Below are 18,761 nucleotides of genomic sequence, written 5' to 3' on the forward strand. Positions count from 1 at the left end.
GAACATCACGTGCCACCCACCGAATACAACCCGTCCTATTCAGTCGACGCCCTGATCGCCCAGCAACTGCCTGACTGGTTGACCAGCGCCGACACAACGCACCTGCAAGCCTACGGCAAGGCCTTGGTTGCACAACAACAGGCAGCGGACAGGCTTCGCCATCTGCTCGAAAGAATCCCTCGCCTCGAAGACTTCGCCCTGCCCCTGCTCGAACGCGCGCTGCGTGAGCAGAGAGTGGGGCATATCGACGCGCGACGGGGTCACGTGGTCGTGAGCGAAGAGTTCCAACTACCTTCGGCCGCAGAGCATTTCTACAAGCCGACCGTAATCCATAGCACACGACAAACCCTGCTGGCTGCCGCCCTGCATAACTTCGAAGCACACGAAGCTGAACCGTGGCTGTTGCGTAAAGCGCATCTGGAAAACGAGAAAGGCGAAAAGCTGGCCATGACCTTCGAGCAATTCGTTCGCCTGTGCCGCTCGCTGGATCTGGGCGGGAAGTATCAGGTGCTGCTCAAGACAGTGCTCGAACCCAAGGCTGGGCGGGGCCAGCCGGGCGATCAGGCGCGCACGACAATAAGGCACCTGTTTGAAACCGGCGTACGAACGCGCATGCAAGCAGCGGTTTACGAGGCCAGGTTCAAGCGGCAACTGGATGAGCGGGATTTGCTTCGGCTGCGGTCGATGCTGGAAACCCCTGCGCTCGCACCCTATGGCAAAGGCACGCTGACACCTCGCCAACTCTATCTGCTCGGCAAGTGCGTGACGGGGGTAATCACTCTCGAATGGCGCCCTGCCTTGGCTGCCGACATCGACGAGATCATCGTCTGGATACCCGATGCCCCCGGGCAAAGCCTGTGCTTCTACGACAGTTGGAACGATGTGTACAGCGACCTGGCCACTCGCCTCAAACAGCAGCCATTCCGCAGGTTTTTCAAGCGTTTCATCAAGGCGCGGGACACAAGCGCTTTCGACAAGGAACTTGCACAACGGCTGGTAGCGTCGCCTGGAGCAAAGAAACTGCAGCTCGACGGGCGAAACCTGCCCATAGAGGGGGATGTGTTCGCTCATGTACGAGCGCTTTTGCTCGGACGAATGTTCGATGATGCAGCCTACCTGGCTGTGCCCACGGACGTCGAAGACCGCCTGAGCAGACATCAGCGCTTGCAGGGCATGCTCAGCGCCGGGTTGGACCTGCTGGGGCTGGCAGCTCTGGTCGTACCGGTATTGGGAGACCTGCTGCTGGTCGTCAGCGCGGCGCAATTGCTCGATGAAGTCTACGAAGGCTACCAGGACTGGCAGCTAGGTGATCGCCAAGGTGCATTGGACCACTTGTTCAACGTAGCCCAAGGTTTGGCGACCACAGGCCTGACTGCAGGTGCGCTGCATACGCTGGGACGAACACCTTTTGTCGACAGGCTTGCGCCAACTGTGTTGCCCGGCCGCGGCGTAAGGCTGACCAGAAACCTCCGCTACCTGCCTGCCGAGGAAGATGTCTCGGTATTATTGGAAGGCCTGCAAGGGGAGCACTTTGCCGACACGTTGTCAGACCATGGCCGGATGCTTCTGCAGGTCACAGGCCTGTCCGTGGACCAGCTGCGCCGACTTTGCCTGGAGAACGCTCCACCACCCGCGCGGCTGCTAGACATCCACGACCGGATCAAGCTGCACCAGCAGGATCCGACCCTGAAAGGGCTGGCCTTCGAGCAGAAACTTCAGGCATGGCAAACACCGCTATCCATCGACCAGGCCAAGCTGATCGGCGCCTTTCGGGGGCTGTCGCCAAGGGGCGCCCAGGAAGTCATCGACCACTGCAGTAGCGCCCAGATAGAACAGTTGCATGCTTCCGGGCGGATACCACTGAGCATGGCGCAACATGCACGATGGTATGAACATGCCAGCCGTATCGACCGAGCTTGTCTCGGCTTGCGCCTACAGAACCTGACCAACACCGATAGCGAAATACTGGCGCTACGCCTCATCGAGCGGGAAGCCCCGTGGCCAGACTCAGTACGGGTCGAATTACGCCACGGCGGCCTGGAGGGATTACAGATATTCGCCAGCCAGAGCGAGACCGCGCAGAAGGTACGCACCATTGTCAAAAATGAGCAAGGCTACGCCCTGGCTGGCGAAGAAACCCAGGGCAAGTCCTTGCTGGCAGCGCTCCTGCAGTGCCTGGACGACGAGCAGAAAACCCGGTTGGGGAACCGCAACCTGCAGTTCAGGGAACTGCGCGACAAACTGGCCATGGCAGCCGAACAGGATCGCGACACCACGGCTGGCCTGCTCGACCTGCCCGGCATCCGCGCAACTGTCAGGCCGCCCCGGCGTTTCGCCGACGGCAGGCTGGCCTATACACTCAGCGGCGGTGGTGAAAGCAGCCAAAGCGCTATTCGCCGAGGGATCCATCAAATATTCCCCACACTCTCCGAACTGCAACTGGACGCTTACCTCGAAGCAGTCCGCCAGCGCGGGGAGAGCTTGTGGGACCATTACCAGACGCTGCAACGCCAGCTCGCCGACCTGCGCGAAACACTTCGGGTCTGGCAGGCCGGTTGGCAATCTCCGATCGACGCCATTCGCAGACGCCGGGTAGCCGATACCCTTCGCCGCAGTTGGCGGCGCAAACTGGTGGACGGCAACGACCAATATGAACTGACCATAGACGGCGAGCACATCGATGCCTTGCCAGACCTGCCGGAGGGTGTGGAATACCGACACGTGCGCCGGCTGACGTTACGCAACATGCGCCTGCAGCAGATCGATGCGCGCTTCCTGAGGCTGTTCCCCAACGTCGTGGACCTGGACCTGAGCGGCAACCGGCTGACATTGGTTCCCGAGGGCATCGAGGGCCTCAGCCAGCTACGGCGCTTGAACCTGAGCAACAACCTGATTGCGATGGACGCAGCAGGTAGCAGCCGCCTGGCTCAGTTGCAGCGGCTGGATACCCTGATACTCAATTACAACCCCCTCAACGGCATGCCCGACCTCTCGGCCTTGCCACATGTGCGGGACCTGCGCTTGCGAGCAACGGGCCAGGCGGATATTGGCCTGGTCCACCAGAGCGTAGCGCTACGCGCCCATATCGACTTGCGCGACAACAGAATCAGCGAGTTGCAGCGCGAGATGCGCGGCTTGCGCCTGCGCCTGCAAAGGCTGAACCTGCATGACAATCCGTTGAGCGAAGGCAGCATCGAGTATCTGGACGAAGCACAGGGTGCCAGCGAAACAGGCGCCCGAGGCAGCGCGTCGTATGCCCACGAGCCAATAGATGAGGAAACCCGTGCAACCTGGGTAGCGTCCAGAAACGAGCTCCTCCGTGCAGAACGGGAGGCAGCCTGGGACCGCCTGAGCGAGGAGCCGGGCTCTGGAGGCCTGTTCAGATTCCTGGCCGACTTTGCCCAGAGCGAAGACTTCGAGGCCCATCCGCGGCATTATCGACGCCGTCTCTGGCACATCCTCGAAGCCTGCGAAAACAATGAAGCGTTACGCGAGCAGTTGTTTCGCGAGGCCGACGGGCCGCGTACCTGCGAGGACCGCCTGTTGCTGCTGCTCAACCAGATGGAAGTGGGCGTGCTGGCCTTCCAGGGCATCGAAGGGGTGCCAGCGGAAATGAGAGAGAGCCACCTGCTGTATCTGGGCGGCCAGCTGCACCGCCTGGACCTGCTTGACGATATTGCCAACCGGCACATCCAGGCCATGCGCGAAGCAGGACGCAGAGTAGATGAAATCGAAGTTCGGCTTTTCTATCGCCTGCGGCTGACAGGGCCACTCGACTTGCCAGCACCACCGGATGAGATGCACTTCGCATCATTCGCCCACGTGACAACGCGGGATCTGAACGCAGCAGAAATAGAAGTACTGCAAAGCTACAGCACCTTGTCGATGCTGGACGCGCTTGCAGGCCGCCCTTACTGGCAGAACTACCTGCGAGAAACCTATGCTGACCGTTTCGAGGCGACCGCAAGGCCTTATTACGAGCGAATGGAAGCGCTCGAGGCACGGGCCGTGGCCGGCCAGGAAGCGGGCTATGAAGACCAGGCCAGGGTTTTGATGCGCGAACTTGCCGCCGAGGAGTCAGTGCTGATACGCACCCTCACTACCGAGGCCTGGGCGCGCTGGAACCAGACGCCGAAAGAGCGGCTCATGCCCCACTGACCAGGCTGGCAGCGCTGCGATCAGGCGCTGCATGGCAGCGGTCCTGATCGCTCGTGCATTGCGATGCAGGGCTGGCAAATCCGTTCGGATTTCCGAACGATTAACCGCTATTCATTCGGTATGGCGAATGAAACTTACCGTCACACGATGAAAGCAAAAGGTTGATTCCCAATGAATTCGAGGCGTTATGATCAATGCCAGAGCTTGGCACGACTCATGCTCTACACTTGGTAGCCGAATGCAATCGTTTATTTCTGTATTCGTTGAACGAAGAGTCCGCCAACGGCTCCATAAAAAAAACAAACACGTCGAGGAAAATTTGATGCGCATCGTTCGTCAATTGCTGGGCGCCGCCATCGCGGCCGCCGTGATCGCTTCGCCGGCCATGGCCGAAGAACTGACCGGCACCCTGAAGAAGATCAAGGAGTCGGGCACCATCACCCTGGGCCACCGCGACTCCTCCATCCCGTTTTCCTACCTGGCCGGCAAGCCCGAGCCCGTGGGCTACTCGCATGACATCCAGCTGGCTGTCGTCGACGCCCTGAAGAAGCAGCTGGGCACGGACATCAAGGTCCGCTACAACCTCGTCACCTCCCAGACCCGCATCCCGCTGGTGCAGAACGGCACCGTGGACCTCGAGTGCGGCTCCACCACCAACAACGTCGAGCGCCAGCAGCAGGTCGGCTTCTCGGTCGGTATCTTCGAAGTCGGTACCCGCCTGTTGACCAAGGTCAAGGACGGTCAGCCGGCATACAAGGACTTCCCGGACCTGGCCGGCAAGAACGTGGTGACCACCGCAGGTACCACCTCCGAGCGCATCCTCAAGGCGATGAACGCCGACAAGCAGATGAAGATGAACGTGATTTCCGCCAAGGACCACGGTGAAGCCTTCAACATGCTCGAAAGCGGCCGCGCCGTGGCCTTCATGATGGACGACGCCCTGCTCGCCGGCGAAATGGCCAAGGCTCGCAAACCGTCGGACTGGGTCATCACCGGTACCCCGCAATCGTACGAAATCTACGGCTGCATGGTGCGCAAGGATGACGCGGCCTTCAAGAAAGCGGTCGATGACGCCATCGTCGGCTACTTCAAGTCGGGCGAAGTCAACAAGAGCTACGACAAGTGGTTCCAGCAGCCAATCCCGCCAAAGGGCCTGAACCTGCAGTTCCCGATGAGCGACGAGCTGAAGAAACTGATCGCCGAGCCGACCGACAAGGCTGCGGACGAGAAAAAGTCCTGACCACCAGCCCATGGCCTGTTGCGCTGCAAAGCGCGAATTAAACCTGCAGGCCACCCGTTAGTGTCTAACCTTTCATCCGAGGGCTTATGCCCTCGGATGTTGGAAGGTGCCCGTGAAACAACCGTCTGAGGGGAAATCCCGATGAATTACAACTGGGACTGGGGCGTGTTCTTCAAGTCCACCGGCGTGGGCAGCGAAACCTATCTGGACTGGTACGTCACCGGCCTGGGCTGGACCATCGCCATCGCCATCTCCGCCTGGGTCATCGCCTTGCTGCTGGGCTCGGTCCTCGGTGTCATGCGCACCGTGCCGAACCGTTTGGTATCGGGTATCGCCACCGCCTATGTGGAGCTGTTCCGCAACGTACCGCTGCTGGTGCAGCTGTTCATCTGGTACTTCCTGGTGCCAGACCTGCTGCCAGAAGGCCTGCAGGAATGGTTCAAGCAGGACCTCAACCCGACCACCTCGGCGCTGATCAGCGTAGTCATCTGCCTGGGCCTGTTCACTGCCGCCCGCGTGTGCGAGCAGGTGCGTACCGGCATCCAGGCGCTGCCCCGCGGCCAGGAAGCCGCCGCCCGCGCCATGGGCTTCAGCCTGTCGCAGATCTACACCAACGTGCTGCTGCCACAAGCCTACCGGATCATCATTCCGCCGCTCACCTCGGAATTCCTGAACGTGTTCAAGAACTCGTCGGTGGCGTCGCTGATCGGCCTGATGGAACTGCTGGCACAAACCAAGCAGACCGCTGAGTTCTCGGCGAACCTGTTCGAGGCCTTCACCTTGGCCACGCTGATCTACTTCACCCTGAACATGGGCCTGATGCTGCTGATGCGCATGGTCGAGAAGAAAGTCTCGGTGCCCGGCCTGATTTCCGTAGGGGGCAAATAAATGGACATGGATTTCAGCGAAATCATCCCGGCCCTGCCTGCCCTTTGGGAAGGCATGGTCATGACCCTGCAGCTGATGATAATGGGCGTGGTTGGCGGCATTGTACTGGGGACCATCCTGGCCCTGATGCGCCTGTCGTCGAGCAAGCTGCTGTCGAACGTGGCCGGCGCCTACGTCAACTACTTCCGCTCGATCCCGCTGCTGCTGGTAATCACCTGGTTCTACCTGGCGGTACCATTCGTGCTGCGCTGGATTACCGGTGAGGACACCCCGGTAGGTGCTTTCACCTCCTGCGTGGTGGCATTCATGATGTTCGAGGCCGCGTACTTCTGCGAAATCGTCCGCGCCGGCGTGCAGTCGATCTCCAAGGGCCAGATGGGCGCCGCCCAGGCCCTGGGCATGACCTACGGCCAGACCATGCGCCTGATCATCCTACCCCAGGCCTTCCGCAAGATGACGCCGCTGCTTTTGCAGCAGAGCATCATCCTGTTCCAGGACACCTCGCTGGTCTACACCGTGGGCCTGGTGGACTTCCTCAACTCGGCACGCTCCAACGGCGACATCATCGGGCGCTCCCATGAGTTCCTGATCTTCGCCGGTGTCGTGTACTTCCTCATCAGCTTCTCCGCTTCGTGGCTGGTCAAGCGCCTGCAAAAAAGGATCGCCGTATGATTTCCATCAAGAACGTAAACAAGTGGTACGGGGACTTCCAGGTACTGACCGACTGCAGCACCGAGGTCAAGAAGGGTGAAGTGGTGGTGGTCTGCGGCCCGTCGGGCTCGGGCAAGTCCACCCTGATCAAGTGCGTCAACGCCCTGGAGCCGTTCCAGAAAGGTGACATCGTGGTCGACGGCACCTCGATCGCCGACCCCAAGACCAACCTGCCCAAGCTGCGTTCGCGCGTTGGCATGGTGTTCCAGCACTTCGAGCTGTTCCCGCACCTGTCCATCACCGAGAACCTGACCATCGCCCAGCGCAAGGTGCTTGGCCGCAGCGAAGCAGAAGCGACCAAGAAGGGCCTGGCCCTGCTCGACCGCGTCGGTCTCGGTGCCCACGCCAAGAAGCACCCCGGCCAGCTGTCCGGCGGCCAGCAGCAGCGCGTGGCCATCGCCCGCGCCCTGTCGATGGACCCGATCGTCATGCTGTTCGACGAACCGACCTCGGCCCTGGACCCGGAAATGGTCAACGAAGTACTGGACGTGATGGTCGAGCTGGCCCACGAAGGCATGACAATGATGTGCGTGACCCACGAAATGGGCTTTGCCCGCAAGGTGGCCAACCGCGTGATCTTCATGGACAAGGGCAACATCATCGAGGATTGCCAGAAGGAAGACTTCTTCGGCAACCCGAGTGCCCGCCACGAACGTACCCAGCACTTCCTCAGCAAGATCCTGCAACACTGATTTTGCTTCACTGAAGCGGTCGGCGCCGCTGCCCTTTCGGGCAGCAGGCGCTGGTCGTGACAAGGCCACTGTGATGAAATGCGATCCTTCGCTTCTTCTCCCTGCCAAGCCTGCCGTGAAATCCCGCCTGCTCCGCCAATTGCTGTTACCGCCACTGATCATCCTGCTGATGGTCGGCCTGGGAATGGCTGGCTACCTGATCAGCGAGAGCAGCGGCATCCGCACCCTCAGCGAAAACGGCGAGCGCCAGCTGGAGCTGCACGCGCGCACGGTCGAGAGCGAAATCAGCAAGTACACCTACCTGCCGAGCCTGCTGGAGCTGGAAGACAGCGTCTCGCATCTGCTCACCGACCCTGACGGCGGCTCGCGGCAGATCGTCAACGAATACCTCGAAGGCCTGAACCGGCGCAGCCGCAGCCGGGCCATCTTCGTCCTCGACACCAATGGCCGGGTCCAGGCCACCAGCAACTGGCGCGATGCCGACTCGTTCCTCGGCGAGGACCTGTCGTTCCGAGCCTACTTCCAGACCGCCGTGCGCGGCGAACCCGGGCGTTTCTACGGTATCGGCAGCACCACCGGCGAGGCCGGCTATTACCTGGCCCACGGCCTGGAGGAACACGGCAAGATCATTGGCGTGGCGGTGATCAAAGTGCGCCTGGACACCCTCGAGGAGCGCTGGCAGCGTGCCCGCCTGGAAGCGTTCGTCAGCGACGAGAACGGCATCATCATCCTCTCCAGCGACCCAGCCCGGCGCCTGAAATCTGTACGCCCGCTGACCCCGCAGATCAAGGAGCGCCTGGCTCGCAGCCTGCAGTACTACTGGTGGCCGCTGAACGAACTGCAGCCGCTGGCACGGGAGACCCTGGCCGATGGTGTGGAAAAGCTGACCTTCCCGGCCAACAGCGAAACCGCACAGGGCAAGGCCCGCGAAATGGCCTACCTGGCCCAGACACGGCGCTTGGTCGACACGCCCTGGCATTTCACCCTGCTGACCCCACTGCAGGACCTGCGCCGCGAATCCATGGTACAGGGCATCCTGGCAGGCGTGGCCTTTGCATTGCTGGCGATCCTCGGCATCGCCTGGAACGAACGGCGCAAGGTCATCGCCACCCGCCTGGCAGCCCGCGAGGCCCTGCAGGAAGCCAACAGCCAGCTGGAACGACGGATTACCGAACGCACGGCCGACCTGCGTGCCAGCAACGAACGCCTGAAGGGCCAGATTCGCGAGCGCCGGCATGCCGAGCAGACCCTGCGTCACGCCCAGGATGAACTGGTACAGGCTGGCAAGCTGGCCGCCATCGGGCAGATGTCCACCAGCATTGCCCACGAACTGAACCAACCGCTGGCCGCGCTGCGTACGTTGTCCGGCAACACCGTGCGCTTCCTCGAACGCGGGGCGCTGGAAACCGCCAGCACCAACCTGCGTACCATGAACGACCTGATCGACCGCATGGGCCGAATCACCGCCAGCCTGCGCTCGTTCGCCCGACGCAGTGACGACAGCGGCCAGGCTTCGCTGGCCAAGGCAGTGGACGCTACCTTGCAGGTGCTGGCCAACCGCATCAGCGCCTGCCACCTGCAGCTGCACAATCAGTTCGAGGACCAGCAGCTGGCCATCGACCAGACCCGCCTGGAGCAGATCCTGGTCAACCTGATCGGCAACGCCCTGGATGCCATGGCCGCCCAGCCGCTGCCGCAACTGTGGCTGGAAGGCGAGCTGCAGGGCGACAAGTACCGTTTGCAGGTGCGCGACAATGGCCACGGCATCGACGCCGAGGCGCGCAAGCACCTGTTCGAACCTTTCTTCACCACCAAACCGGGCGAACATGGCCTGGGCCTGGGCCTGACCCTGTCGGCGAGCCTTGCCGCCGCCGCCAAGGGCAGCCTCAACGTCGAGCACCCCGCCAGCGGCGGCACGGCCTTCGTCCTGGCCCTGCCCCTGGTCTCACCCCCTAGCGAATCGGCAGAGCACCCATGAACCAAGCGCCTCTTACCGTCCTGATCGTCGAAGACGACCCGCATGTGCTGCTCGGCTGCCAACAGGCGCTGGCCCTGGAAGACATCGCCTGTGAAGGTGTGGGCAGCGCCGAGCAGGCGCTGGAGCGCATCGGCGACGACTTCGCCGGCATCGTCGTCAGCGATATACGCCTGCCGGGCATCGATGGCCTGGAGCTGCTCAACCGCCTCAAGGCCCGCGACCGCAGCCTGCCGGTGGTACTGATCACCGGCCACGGCGATATCGACATGGCGGTGGGCGCCATGCGCAATGGCGCCTACGACTTCATGGAAAAACCCTTCTCCCCGGAGCGCCTGGTCGACGTGGTGCGCCGCGCCCTCGAACAGCGCGGGCTGTCGCGCGAAGTGGTGGCCCTGCGCCGCCAGTTGGCGGAGCAAAGCAGCCTGGAGGGGCGCATCATTGGCCGTTCGCCGGCCATGGAGCACCTGCGCGAGCTCATCGCCAACGTCGCCGATACCTCGGCCAACGTGCTGATCGAAGGCGAAACCGGTACCGGCAAGGAACTGGTCGCCCGCTGCCTGCACGACTTCAGCCGCCGCCAGGGCCAGCCGTTCGTGGCACTGAACTGTGGCGGCCTGCCGGAAAACCTGTTCGAAAGCGAGATTTTCGGCCACGAGGCCAACGCCTTCACCGGTGCCGGCAAACGCCGCATCGGCAAGATCGAACATGCCAATGGCGGCACGCTGTTCCTCGACGAAGTGGAGAGCATGCCGATCAACCTGCAGATCAAGCTGTTGCGTGTGCTGCAGGAGCGCACCCTGGAGCGGCTGGGCTCGAACCAGAGCATTCCGGTGGACTGCCGGGTGATCGCCGCCACCAAGTCTGACCTGGATGCCATGGGCCAGAGTGGCCAGTTCCGCAGCGACCTGTATTACCGGCTGAACGTGGTGACACTGGAGCTGCCGCCGCTGCGCGAGCGCCGCGAAGATATCCTGCAGCTGTTCGAACACTTCCTGCAGCAGTCGGCCCTGCGCTTCGACCGTGAAACACCTGCGCTGGACAGCCAGACCCTGTCGCGCCTGATGGCCCACGACTGGCCGGGCAACGTGCGTGAGCTGCGCAACGTCGCCGAACGCTATGCCCTCGGCCTGCCTGCGTTCAAGAAAGGCCCCAGCGGTGGTGCCAGCCAAGGCTTGGGCTTTGCCGAGGCGGTGGAAGCGTTCGAGCGCAACCTGCTCAGCGATGCCCTGCAACGTACTGGTGGCAACCTGAGCCAGGCCAGCCAGGAGCTGGGCATGGCCAAGACCACGCTGTTCGACAAAGTGAAGAAATACGGCCTCGGCTGACCTCAACCCAACCTGGAAAGACAACGTGGACCTGGTATTCAAAGCTGCCCTGGGTGCTGGTGTGGTGGTGCTGCTGGCGGTGCTGTCGAAGACGCGCAATTACTACATCGCCGGGCTGGTGCCACTGTTCCCCACCTTCGCCCTGATTGCCCACTACATTGTCGGCAAGGGGCGCAGCATTGCCGACCTGAAGACCACCATCCTGTTCGGCATGTGGTCGATCATTCCGTACTTCGTGTACCTGGCGACCTTGTATGTACTGGTCGACCGCATGCGCCTGGAGGCATCGCTGGCGTTGGCCACGGTGGCCTGGCTGATGGGGGCAACCGTGTTGGTGACCCTGTGGGTGCGGATGCACTGAGTTGCATCGGCGTAAACTTCTTCGCGGGCACGCCCGCTCCCACAGGTATTGCACATGATTGAAAGCGGGTGCATTCCCCGTGGGAGCGGGCGTGCCCGCGAAGAGGCCAACGCCGATTCAGAGCCCTGCGATATGCGTGACATCCTGCCGATGTGCCTGCAGGTAAGGCAATACCGCCCCCAGCAACGGCGCCTTGAACGGCTCCTGGAAGCGGTGCGCCAACCCCGGTATCAAGCGCAGCTGGCTGCCCTGGATATGTGCTGCCAGGTGCACGCCATGCATCACCGGCAGCAACGGATCGGCCGTGCCATGCACTACCAGGGTCGGCACCCGCAACTGGTTAAGCAACTCGACCCTGCTCGGCTCGGCCAGTATCGCCATGATCTGGCGCTTGGCCCCTTCAGGGTTGAACGCCCGGTCGTAGGCCACGGCCGCTTGCTGCAGCAAGGCCGCACGGTCGTCACGCACCTCGGGGCTACCCAGCGCCGCCAGCAGATCAGCCTGCTGCTCGATGGCCACTTCGCGGTTCGGCGCGCTGCGCCGGGCCAGCAACTGCACCAGCGCCGGATCCGGCGCCGGCAACCCCGCCGCCCCTGAACTGGACATGACCAGCGTCAGGCTGCGCACGCGCTCGGGCGCCATGGCCGCCAGGTGCTGGGCAATCATGCCGCCCATGCTAACCCCCAGCACATGAAACTGGCGCACGCCCAACGCATCCATCAAGCGCAGGCCATCGTCCGCCATGTCGGTCAGCGTATAGGGCGCAGCCACCGACAGGCCCAGCTTGTAGCGCAGCAGTTCGACCGTCAGGTTGGCCGTCGGTGGCAACTGGTTCCAGCGTGACAGGCCGACATCGCGGTTGTCATAGCGGATCACCCGAAAGCCCTGGCGGCACAACGCTTCGACCACGTCGTCCGGCCAGTGGATCAGCTGCCCGCCAAGGCCCATCACCAGCAGCAAGGCCGGGTCGCGTGGCGCACCGACGCTCTGGTAGACAAGGCTGACCGCGCCCAGCTCGGCCCGCTGCACCGGCGCGTGGGCGTCACAACGCTGTTCAGCGAAACTTGCAGGTACGCCGAATACAAAGAAAAGAAAAAGCCAAAAAGCCCGCATGAAAGAAACACCAGAATGCAGATCCCCAGTAGAGCGCGAGTCTGATGAATTCTGTTCGGGCGCGCTGCCACAGTTCAGTGACAGTTTGATGACTCCCGCCAGGCGGTGCGGCGGTACGCCCAGTCGACAGGCGCGGCAACATGAGGGAAACTCAACTCATTCCCTGTTTCCTCAAGTCCACACACCGGAGTCAGCTGTGCTGGAGATCCGTCACCTGAAAACCCTTCATGCCCTGCGCGAGGCCGACAGCCTGGTGGAGGCCGCCGAGCGCCTGCACCTGACCCAGTCGGCGCTGTCGCACCAGTTCAAGGAGCTGGAAGAGCGCCTGGGCCTGCCGCTGTTCGTGCGCAAGACCAAGCCGATCCGCTTCACCAGCGCCGGATTGCGTCTGCTGCAACTGGCCGATGCCACCCTGCCGCTGCTGCGCGGCGCCGAACGTGACATCGCGCGCCTGGCCGGCGGCACCGCCGGTCGTCTGCACATGGCCATCGAATGCCACAGCTGCTTCCAGTGGCTGATGCCGACCATCGACCAGTTCCGTGACGCCTGGCCGGAGGTGGAGCTGGACCTGGCCTCCGGCTTTGCCTTCGCCCCACTGCCGGCCCTGGCCCGCGGCGACCTCGACCTGGTGGTGACCTCCGACCCGCTGGACCTGGCGGGCATCACCTACGTGCCGCTGTTCACCTACGAGGCGATGCTGGCGGTGGCCAACCAGCATCCGTTGGCCAGCAAGCCCTACATCGTGCCGCAGGACCTGCTCGACCAGACCCTCATCACCTACCCGGTGGAGCGCGACCGCCTGGACATCTTCACCCGCTTCCTGGAGCCAGCCGACATCGAGCCCGCCGCCGTGCGCACATCGGAGCTGACGGTGATGATGATGCAACTGGTGGCCAGTGGCCGTGGCGTGTGCGGCATGCCGCACTGGGCGCTGCACGAGTACAGCTCGCGCGGATATGTGAAGGGCAAGCGCCTGGGTGAAAAAGGCCTGTTCGCCACGCTTTATGCCGCCGTGCGCACCGACATGCTCGATGCGCCATACATGCGCGACTTCCTGCTGACGGCGAAGGACACCTCGTTCGCCACCCTCGATGGCGTCAGCGCGGTGCGCTGACGGCCTGGCGGTATAGCGGCAGGATCAGGTCGCGGGTCAGGGGTGCCAGCTGCATGGCGGGTACCTGGTCTGCGGCCAGCCACACCACCTCCTCGATCTCCGCGGCCGGCAGCACGGCTGCGGCGCTGTCGACACGGAACAGTTCGGCCTGTACCTTGAAGCCCGGCTCGTTGGCGGCCGGGGCGCTGAACTGGCCCAGGTGCACGGCCTGGGCCGGATCGATGTGCAGGCCCAGTTCCTCATGCAGCTCGCGCACCAGCGCCTGCACGGGTGTTTCGCCAGCATCGATCTTGCCGCCGGGCTGCATGAAAGCCTGGGTGCCGCGTTTGCGTACCAGCAGGGTTCGGCCTTGGGGGTCGATCAGCATGGCCGCGGCGATGCGGATGGTGTTGGGCATGGGGGCTCACCTGAAACAATGGCCGGGGAGGATCCCATGGGGGTCATTGCCCTGACAAGGCCAGTGTCTCCTGTGCCGGCCTCTTCGCGGGTAAACCCGCTCCCACAGGTGCACCACAATGTCAGAGAGCGGCGCAGTACCTGTGGGAGCGGGTTTACCCGCGAAGAGGCCGGCACAGGTCATAGCCGATCCGGCAGACGAACGGCCCCTTGCCAACCCGCCCTACACCCTCCATAACCAACACATGAACCTGCCCGCCAAACACCACCCGGTGCTCGAGCTGTTCCACCCCGCCGTGCGCACCTGGTTCCGTCGCCACTTCGCCACGGTGACCGATGCCCAGGCCCAGGCCTGGCCGTTGATCCATGCGGGCCAGTCGATGCTGCTGGCCGCGCCGACCGGCTCGGGCAAGACCCTCAGCGCCTTCCTCGCCGTACTCGACGAACTGTTCCGCCAAGGCCTTGAGCACCAGGGCGAGCTACCAGCGCAAACCCAGGTGGTCTACGTTTCGCCACTCAAGGCACTGTCCAACGATATCCGCCTGAACCTGCAAGCCCCGCTCGAAGGCATCAGCCAGGCCATCGCGGACCAGGGCCTGAACGCCCCGCGCATCACCACGGCCGTGCGCAGCGGCGACACTCCGCAGAAGGAGCGTGCCGCCATGCGCAAGCTGGCGCCGCACATCCTGGTCACCACCCCCGAATCGCTCTACGTGCTGATGGGCTCGGCTTCTGGCCGTAAAGGCCTGGCCAGCGTGCACACGGTAATCGTCGACGAAATCCATGCCCTGGCAGGCAACAAGCGCGGCGCCCACCTGGCACTGACCCTGGAGCGCCTGCAGGCCCTGTGCAACCGGCCGTTGCGGCGCATCGGCCTGTCGGCCACGCAACGCCCGGTCGAACGGGTGGCGCAATTTCTGGTCGGCAACGGCCGCCCCTGCGCAATCGTCGATGTCGGCCATGCTCGGCAGCGCGACCTGGCCATCGAGGTGCCGCCAGTGCCGCTGGGTGCAGTGATGGCCACCGATGTCTGGGGCCTGGTCTATGACCGCCTGGCCACCCTGGCGCGCGAACACCGCACCACTCTGGTGTTCGTCAACACCCGGCGACTGGCCGAGCGCATCACCCGCCACCTCAGCGACCGGCTGGGCAAGGAGGCGGTTGCCGCGCACCACGGCAGCCTGGCCAAGGAACTACGCCTGGATGCCGAACAACGCCTGAAGAATGGCCAGTTGCAGGTGCTGGTGGCCACTGCATCGCTGGAGCTGGGTATCGATATCGGCGACATCGATCTGGTCTGCCAGATCGCTTCACCAGGTTCGATAGCGGCCTTTCTGCAGCGGGTCGGCCGCGCCGGCCACCAGGTCGATGGCGTGCCAAAGGGCCGCTTGTTCCCGACCTCGCGCGATGACCTGATCGAATGCGTGGCCCTGCTCGACTGCATACGCCGGGGCGAGCTGGACGAGCTGCACATTCCACGGGCGCCGCTGGACGTGCTGGCCCAGCAGATCGTCGCCGAAGCCAGCAACCAGCCCTGGCACGAACAAGCCCTGTTCGACTGCCTGCGCCAGGCCACGCCCTATTCCGAACTCGACCAGCAACATTACCAGGCCCTGTTGCGCATGCTCGCCGAGGGCTACAACGGCCGCCAGGGCGTGCGCAGTGCCTATCTGCACCGCGATGCGGTGAGCGGCACCCTGCGTGGCCGCCGCGGCAGCCAGCTGACCGCCCTGACCAGCGGCGGCACCATCCCCGACAACGCCGACTACGCCGTGCTGCTCGAACCGCAGGCGCTGAACATCGGCAGCGTCAACGAAGACTTCGCCGTGGAAAGCATCGCCGGCGACATCTTCCAGCTTGGCAATGCCTCCTATCGCATCCTGCGGGTCGAGCCGGGCCGGGTGCGGGTGGAGGATGCCCATGGCCTTCCACCGACCATTCCATTCTGGCTGGGCGAAGCGCCGGGGCGCAGCGACGAGCTGTCCGCCGCGGTGGCCCGGCTGCAGGCGCAGATCGACCAACAGCTGGCTGACAACAACCAGGCCGAGGTGCTGACATGGTTGCAGGCCACCTTCGAACTAGGTGAAGACGCCGCCGGCCAGTTGCTCGACTACCTGGCCCGCACCCGCGAAGTGCTTGGTGCCCTGCCCTCGCAGGACACGCTGGTGATGGAGCGCTTCTTCGATGAGTCCGGCGGTACCCAGTTGATCATCCATTCGCCCTACGGCAGCCGCATCAACCGCGCCTGGGGCCTGGCCCTGCGCAAGCGCTTCTGCCGCACCTTCAACTTCGAGTTGCAGGCGGCGGCCAGCGAGGACGCCATCGTGCTGTCGCTGTCCTCCAGCCACAGCTTCGAACTGGACGACGTGTGGCGTTACCTGAATAGCCGCAACGCCGAGTCGATCCTTGTCCAGGCACTGCTCGATGCGCCGCTGTTCGGCGTGCGCTGGCGCTGGAACGCCAGCGTGACCATGGCCTTGCCGCGCTTTGTCGGCGGTCGCAAGGTGGCGCCACAGATCCAGCGGATGAAGAGTGAAGACCTGATTGCCGCCGTGTTCCCCGACCAGATCGCCTGCCTGGAGAACATCGTCGGCGAGCGGCAGATTCCCGATCACCCGCTGGTCGAGCAAACCCTCGACGACTGCCTGCACGAGGCGATGGACAGCGAAGGCTGGCTAGCACTTTTGCGGCGCATGGAAAGCGGCACGGTACGCCTGCTGTGCCGCGATCTGCCCGCCCCTTCGCCGTTGGCGGCGGCCATCCTCAATGCACGGCCATATGCCTTCCTGGATGACGCGCCCCTGGAAGAGCGTCGCACGCAGGCAGTGCTCAACCGGCGCTGGAACGAGGTGCAGAACGGCGACGACCTGGGCGCGCTGGACGCCGATGCGATTGCCGCCGTGGCGGCCGAGGCCTGGCCGCAGCCGGGCAACGCCGACGAAATGCATGAAGCGTTGATGGGCCTGGGTGTCATCAGCCAGGACGAAGTGCAGGGCAATGCCGGCTGGGAGCTGCTGCTCAGACAATTGGCCAGGGCTGGCCGGGCCTTGCGCCTGGTGGATGAAAAACTGTGGCTGGCACGCGAGCGGTTGAGTCTGCTGCAGGTGCTGTATCCCGGCTCCCGGCTGGAACCTGCGTTGCATGTACTGCCAGGCTTCGATCAGGCCATCGAGCCGGACATTGCGCTGATTGAACTGTTGCGAGCCCGCCTGAGCGGCCATGGCCCGCTGACCCGTGCGCAGATTGCGTTAGCACTTGGCAAACCGCCGCAAGCCATCGAACAGGCCCTGGCCCACCTGGAGACCGAAGGCTATGTGCTGCGTGGGCATTTCAGCCCCGGCGCAAGCGAACTGCAGTGGTGCGAGCGCCATCTGCTTGCGCGCATCCACCGCTACACGGTCAAACGCCTGCGCCGGGAGATCGAGCCGGTCAGCCTGCAGGACTTCATGCGCTTTCTGTTCGACTGGCAGCATCTGGCTGACGACACGCGCCTGCGCGGCCCGCAAGCCGTGGCCGAGGTACTTGGCCAGTTGCAAGGGTTCCCCAGTGCAGCCGGAGCCTGGGAGGCCGAACTGCTGCCGGCACGTATCAAGGACTACAGCCCGCACTGGCTCGACGATGCCTGCCGTAGCGGGCAGTTTGCCTGGAGCCGGCTGGCGGCGACCGTGTCGAGCAACACCTTGTCGAGCACACCGCTGGTTCTGCTGCCGCGCGAGCATCTTGGGTTGTGGCGCAGCCTTGCCCCCGTACCCGCCCTGGATAGCCTCGGCGCACGAGCGCAACGCGTCCACGAGGTGCTGAACGCACATGGCGCGCTGTTCTTCGACGAGCTGGCACACGACGCCCACCTGCTGCCCAGCGAACTGGAGACGGCCTTGCAAGAGCTGGTAGGCGCAGGCCTGGTGGGGGCCGACAGCTTCACCGGCCTGCGCAGCCTGATCACCCGGGCGGCGAAACGCACATCGCGCAACAGCCGACGCGGCCACCCGCCGCTGTCCAGCAGCATGTCCCATGCCGGGCGCTGGGCCTTGCTGCGCAGGGGCACTGTAGACGACAGCCAGCGCCTGGAGCACATCGCCCGGGCCCTGCTTCGGCGCTATGGCGTGGTGTGCTGGCGCCTGCTGGAGCGCGAAAGCGATGTGCTGCCGCCCTGGCGCGAACTGCTGCGCTGCTATCACCGGCTGGAAGCGCGTGGCGAGATTCGTGGCGGGCGCTTCATTGCCGGGCTGGCCGGCGAACAGTTCGCCTTGCCGGAGGCGGTGGGGCTGCTACGGCAGGTGCGGCGGCGTGAATTGGACGGGGCATTGGTGGTGGTGAGTGCCAGTGACCCACTGAACCTGGTCGGGTCTTTGCTGCCGGGGGCAAAAGTGCCGGCGGTGAGCGGCAACCGCCTGCTGTACCGCGACGGGGTGCCAGTGGCGATGCGGGTGGCAGGGCACTATTCGTACCTGGTCGAAGCGCCGGCACAAGAGCAGGAAAGCTGGCGGCAGAAGCTGCTGCGCGACACTATCTGAATCCCTTGTTGCTGACTTCAGGGCATGCACAGCACCTGTAGGAGCAGCCTTGTGCTGCGAAGAGGCCATTATTGCCGAAGACAATCTGTTTCCCCAATTGGCCTCTTCGCAGCACAAGGCTGCTCCTACAAAAGCCCGTGTTGGCCTGAAGACTATCGCCAGGCTCTGCGAGAATGATTTTCGCTACCCCGATTTTAATTTGCACAGCCGAGCAACTTGGCTATGGTCGGGGTTTGCCCCAGGCCCTGAGCCTGACCGCGCCATCGCAAGG

General features: G+C 63.7%; 12 protein-coding genes. 10 read left to right on the forward strand and 2 right to left on the reverse strand.

Annotation, left to right across the window (positions count from 1 at the left end; genetic code table 11):
- The first annotated feature begins 9 nt into the window (after positions 1-9).
- The 8 genes from RR51_RS12670 (at position 10) to RR51_RS12705 (ending at position 11,353) form a co-directional block, all read left to right on the forward strand.
- Positions 10-4,158, forward strand: a complete 4,149-nt coding sequence (locus RR51_RS12670) for an NEL-type E3 ubiquitin ligase domain-containing protein (protein WP_039613715.1) — start codon at positions 10-12, stop codon at positions 4,156-4,158.
- A 322-nt stretch (positions 4,159-4,480) separates the two neighbouring features.
- The gene (locus tag RR51_RS12675; RefSeq protein WP_015271573.1) at positions 4,481-5,398 is read left to right on the forward strand and encodes a glutamate/aspartate ABC transporter substrate-binding protein; all 918 of its coding nucleotides are present in this window, start codon (positions 4,481-4,483) and stop codon (positions 5,396-5,398) included.
- A gap of 141 nt (positions 5,399-5,539) precedes the next feature.
- On the forward strand, positions 5,540-6,286 hold the full coding sequence (locus tag RR51_RS12680; RefSeq protein WP_015271574.1) for an amino acid ABC transporter permease: 747 nt from the start codon (positions 5,540-5,542) through the stop codon (positions 6,284-6,286).
- Positions 6,287-6,958, forward strand: a complete 672-nt coding sequence (locus RR51_RS12685) for an amino acid ABC transporter permease (RefSeq protein WP_013973970.1) — start codon at positions 6,287-6,289, stop codon at positions 6,956-6,958.
- Positions 6,955-7,689 (forward strand): amino acid ABC transporter ATP-binding protein, encoded by a 735-nt coding sequence (locus RR51_RS12690; RefSeq protein WP_003258023.1) that lies wholly within the window; start codon positions 6,955-6,957, stop codon positions 7,687-7,689. Before RR51_RS12685 ends, RR51_RS12690 begins: the two co-directional genes overlap by 4 nt.
- 73 nt (positions 7,690-7,762) lie before the next feature.
- Complete coding sequence (locus RR51_RS12695) at positions 7,763-9,667, forward strand: sensor histidine kinase (protein WP_039613716.1); 1,905 nt, start codon at positions 7,763-7,765, stop codon at positions 9,665-9,667.
- Positions 9,664-10,992, forward strand: coding sequence for a sigma-54-dependent transcriptional regulator (locus RR51_RS12700; protein WP_013973972.1), 1,329 nt, complete (start codon positions 9,664-9,666; stop codon positions 10,990-10,992). Before RR51_RS12695 ends, RR51_RS12700 begins: the two co-directional genes overlap by 4 nt.
- Positions 10,993-11,017: 25 nt before the next feature.
- Complete coding sequence (locus RR51_RS12705; protein ID WP_039613717.1) at positions 11,018-11,353, forward strand: GlpM family protein; 336 nt, start codon at positions 11,018-11,020, stop codon at positions 11,351-11,353.
- A 117-nt stretch (positions 11,354-11,470) separates the two neighbouring features.
- Here the strand turns inward: RR51_RS12705 and RR51_RS12710 are convergent, their stop codons facing one another.
- Positions 11,471-12,466, reverse strand: coding sequence for an alpha/beta fold hydrolase (locus RR51_RS12710; protein WP_039613718.1), 996 nt, complete (start codon positions 12,464-12,466; stop codon positions 11,471-11,473).
- Positions 12,467-12,662: 196 nt separating this feature from the next.
- Here RR51_RS12710 and metR point away from each other — a divergent pair, with 196 nt between their 5' ends.
- Positions 12,663-13,580, forward strand: coding sequence for a transcriptional regulator MetR (gene metR / locus RR51_RS12715; RefSeq protein WP_003258025.1), 918 nt, complete (start codon positions 12,663-12,665; stop codon positions 13,578-13,580).
- Here metR and RR51_RS12720 read toward each other — a convergent pair.
- The gene (locus RR51_RS12720) at positions 13,564-13,977 is read right to left on the reverse strand and encodes an NUDIX hydrolase (protein ID WP_039613719.1); all 414 of its coding nucleotides are present in this window, start codon (positions 13,975-13,977) and stop codon (positions 13,564-13,566) included. The genes metR and RR51_RS12720 overlap by 17 nt on opposite strands.
- Before the next feature lie 244 nt (positions 13,978-14,221).
- Between RR51_RS12720 and RR51_RS12725 the strand changes: the two genes are divergently transcribed.
- Entirely contained in the window at positions 14,222-18,490 is a 4,269-nt protein-coding gene (locus RR51_RS12725) for a DEAD/DEAH box helicase (protein WP_039613720.1), read from the forward strand.
- Positions 18,491-18,761: the final 271 nt, after the last annotated feature.

This window comes from Pseudomonas sp. C5pp, from assembly GCF_000814065.1.
In the GTDB taxonomy this organism is placed as follows: domain Bacteria; phylum Pseudomonadota; class Gammaproteobacteria; order Pseudomonadales; family Pseudomonadaceae; genus Aquipseudomonas; species Aquipseudomonas asiatica.

Coding starts and splice junctions, on each gene's coding strand:
- RR51_RS12675 (WP_015271573.1), top strand. CDS start 4,481: ATGCGCATCGTTCGTCAATTGCTGGGCGCCGCCATCGCGGCCGCCGTG.
- RR51_RS12680 (WP_015271574.1), top strand. CDS start 5,540: ATGAATTACAACTGGGACTGGGGCGTGTTCTTCAAGTCCACCGGCGTG.
- RR51_RS12685 (WP_013973970.1), top strand. CDS start 6,287: ATGGACATGGATTTCAGCGAAATCATCCCGGCCCTGCCTGCCCTTTGG.
- RR51_RS12690 (WP_003258023.1), top strand. CDS start 6,955: ATGATTTCCATCAAGAACGTAAACAAGTGGTACGGGGACTTCCAGGTA.
- RR51_RS12695 (WP_039613716.1), top strand. CDS start 7,763: ATGAAATGCGATCCTTCGCTTCTTCTCCCTGCCAAGCCTGCCGTGAAA.
- RR51_RS12700 (WP_013973972.1), top strand. CDS start 9,664: ATGAACCAAGCGCCTCTTACCGTCCTGATCGTCGAAGACGACCCGCAT.
- RR51_RS12710 (WP_039613718.1), bottom strand. CDS start 12,466: ATGCGGGCTTTTTGGCTTTTTCTTTTCTTTGTATTCGGCGTACCTGCA.
- RR51_RS12720 (WP_039613719.1), bottom strand. CDS start 13,977: ATGCCCAACACCATCCGCATCGCCGCGGCCATGCTGATCGACCCCCAA.
- RR51_RS12725 (WP_039613720.1), top strand. CDS start 14,222: ATGAACCTGCCCGCCAAACACCACCCGGTGCTCGAGCTGTTCCACCCC.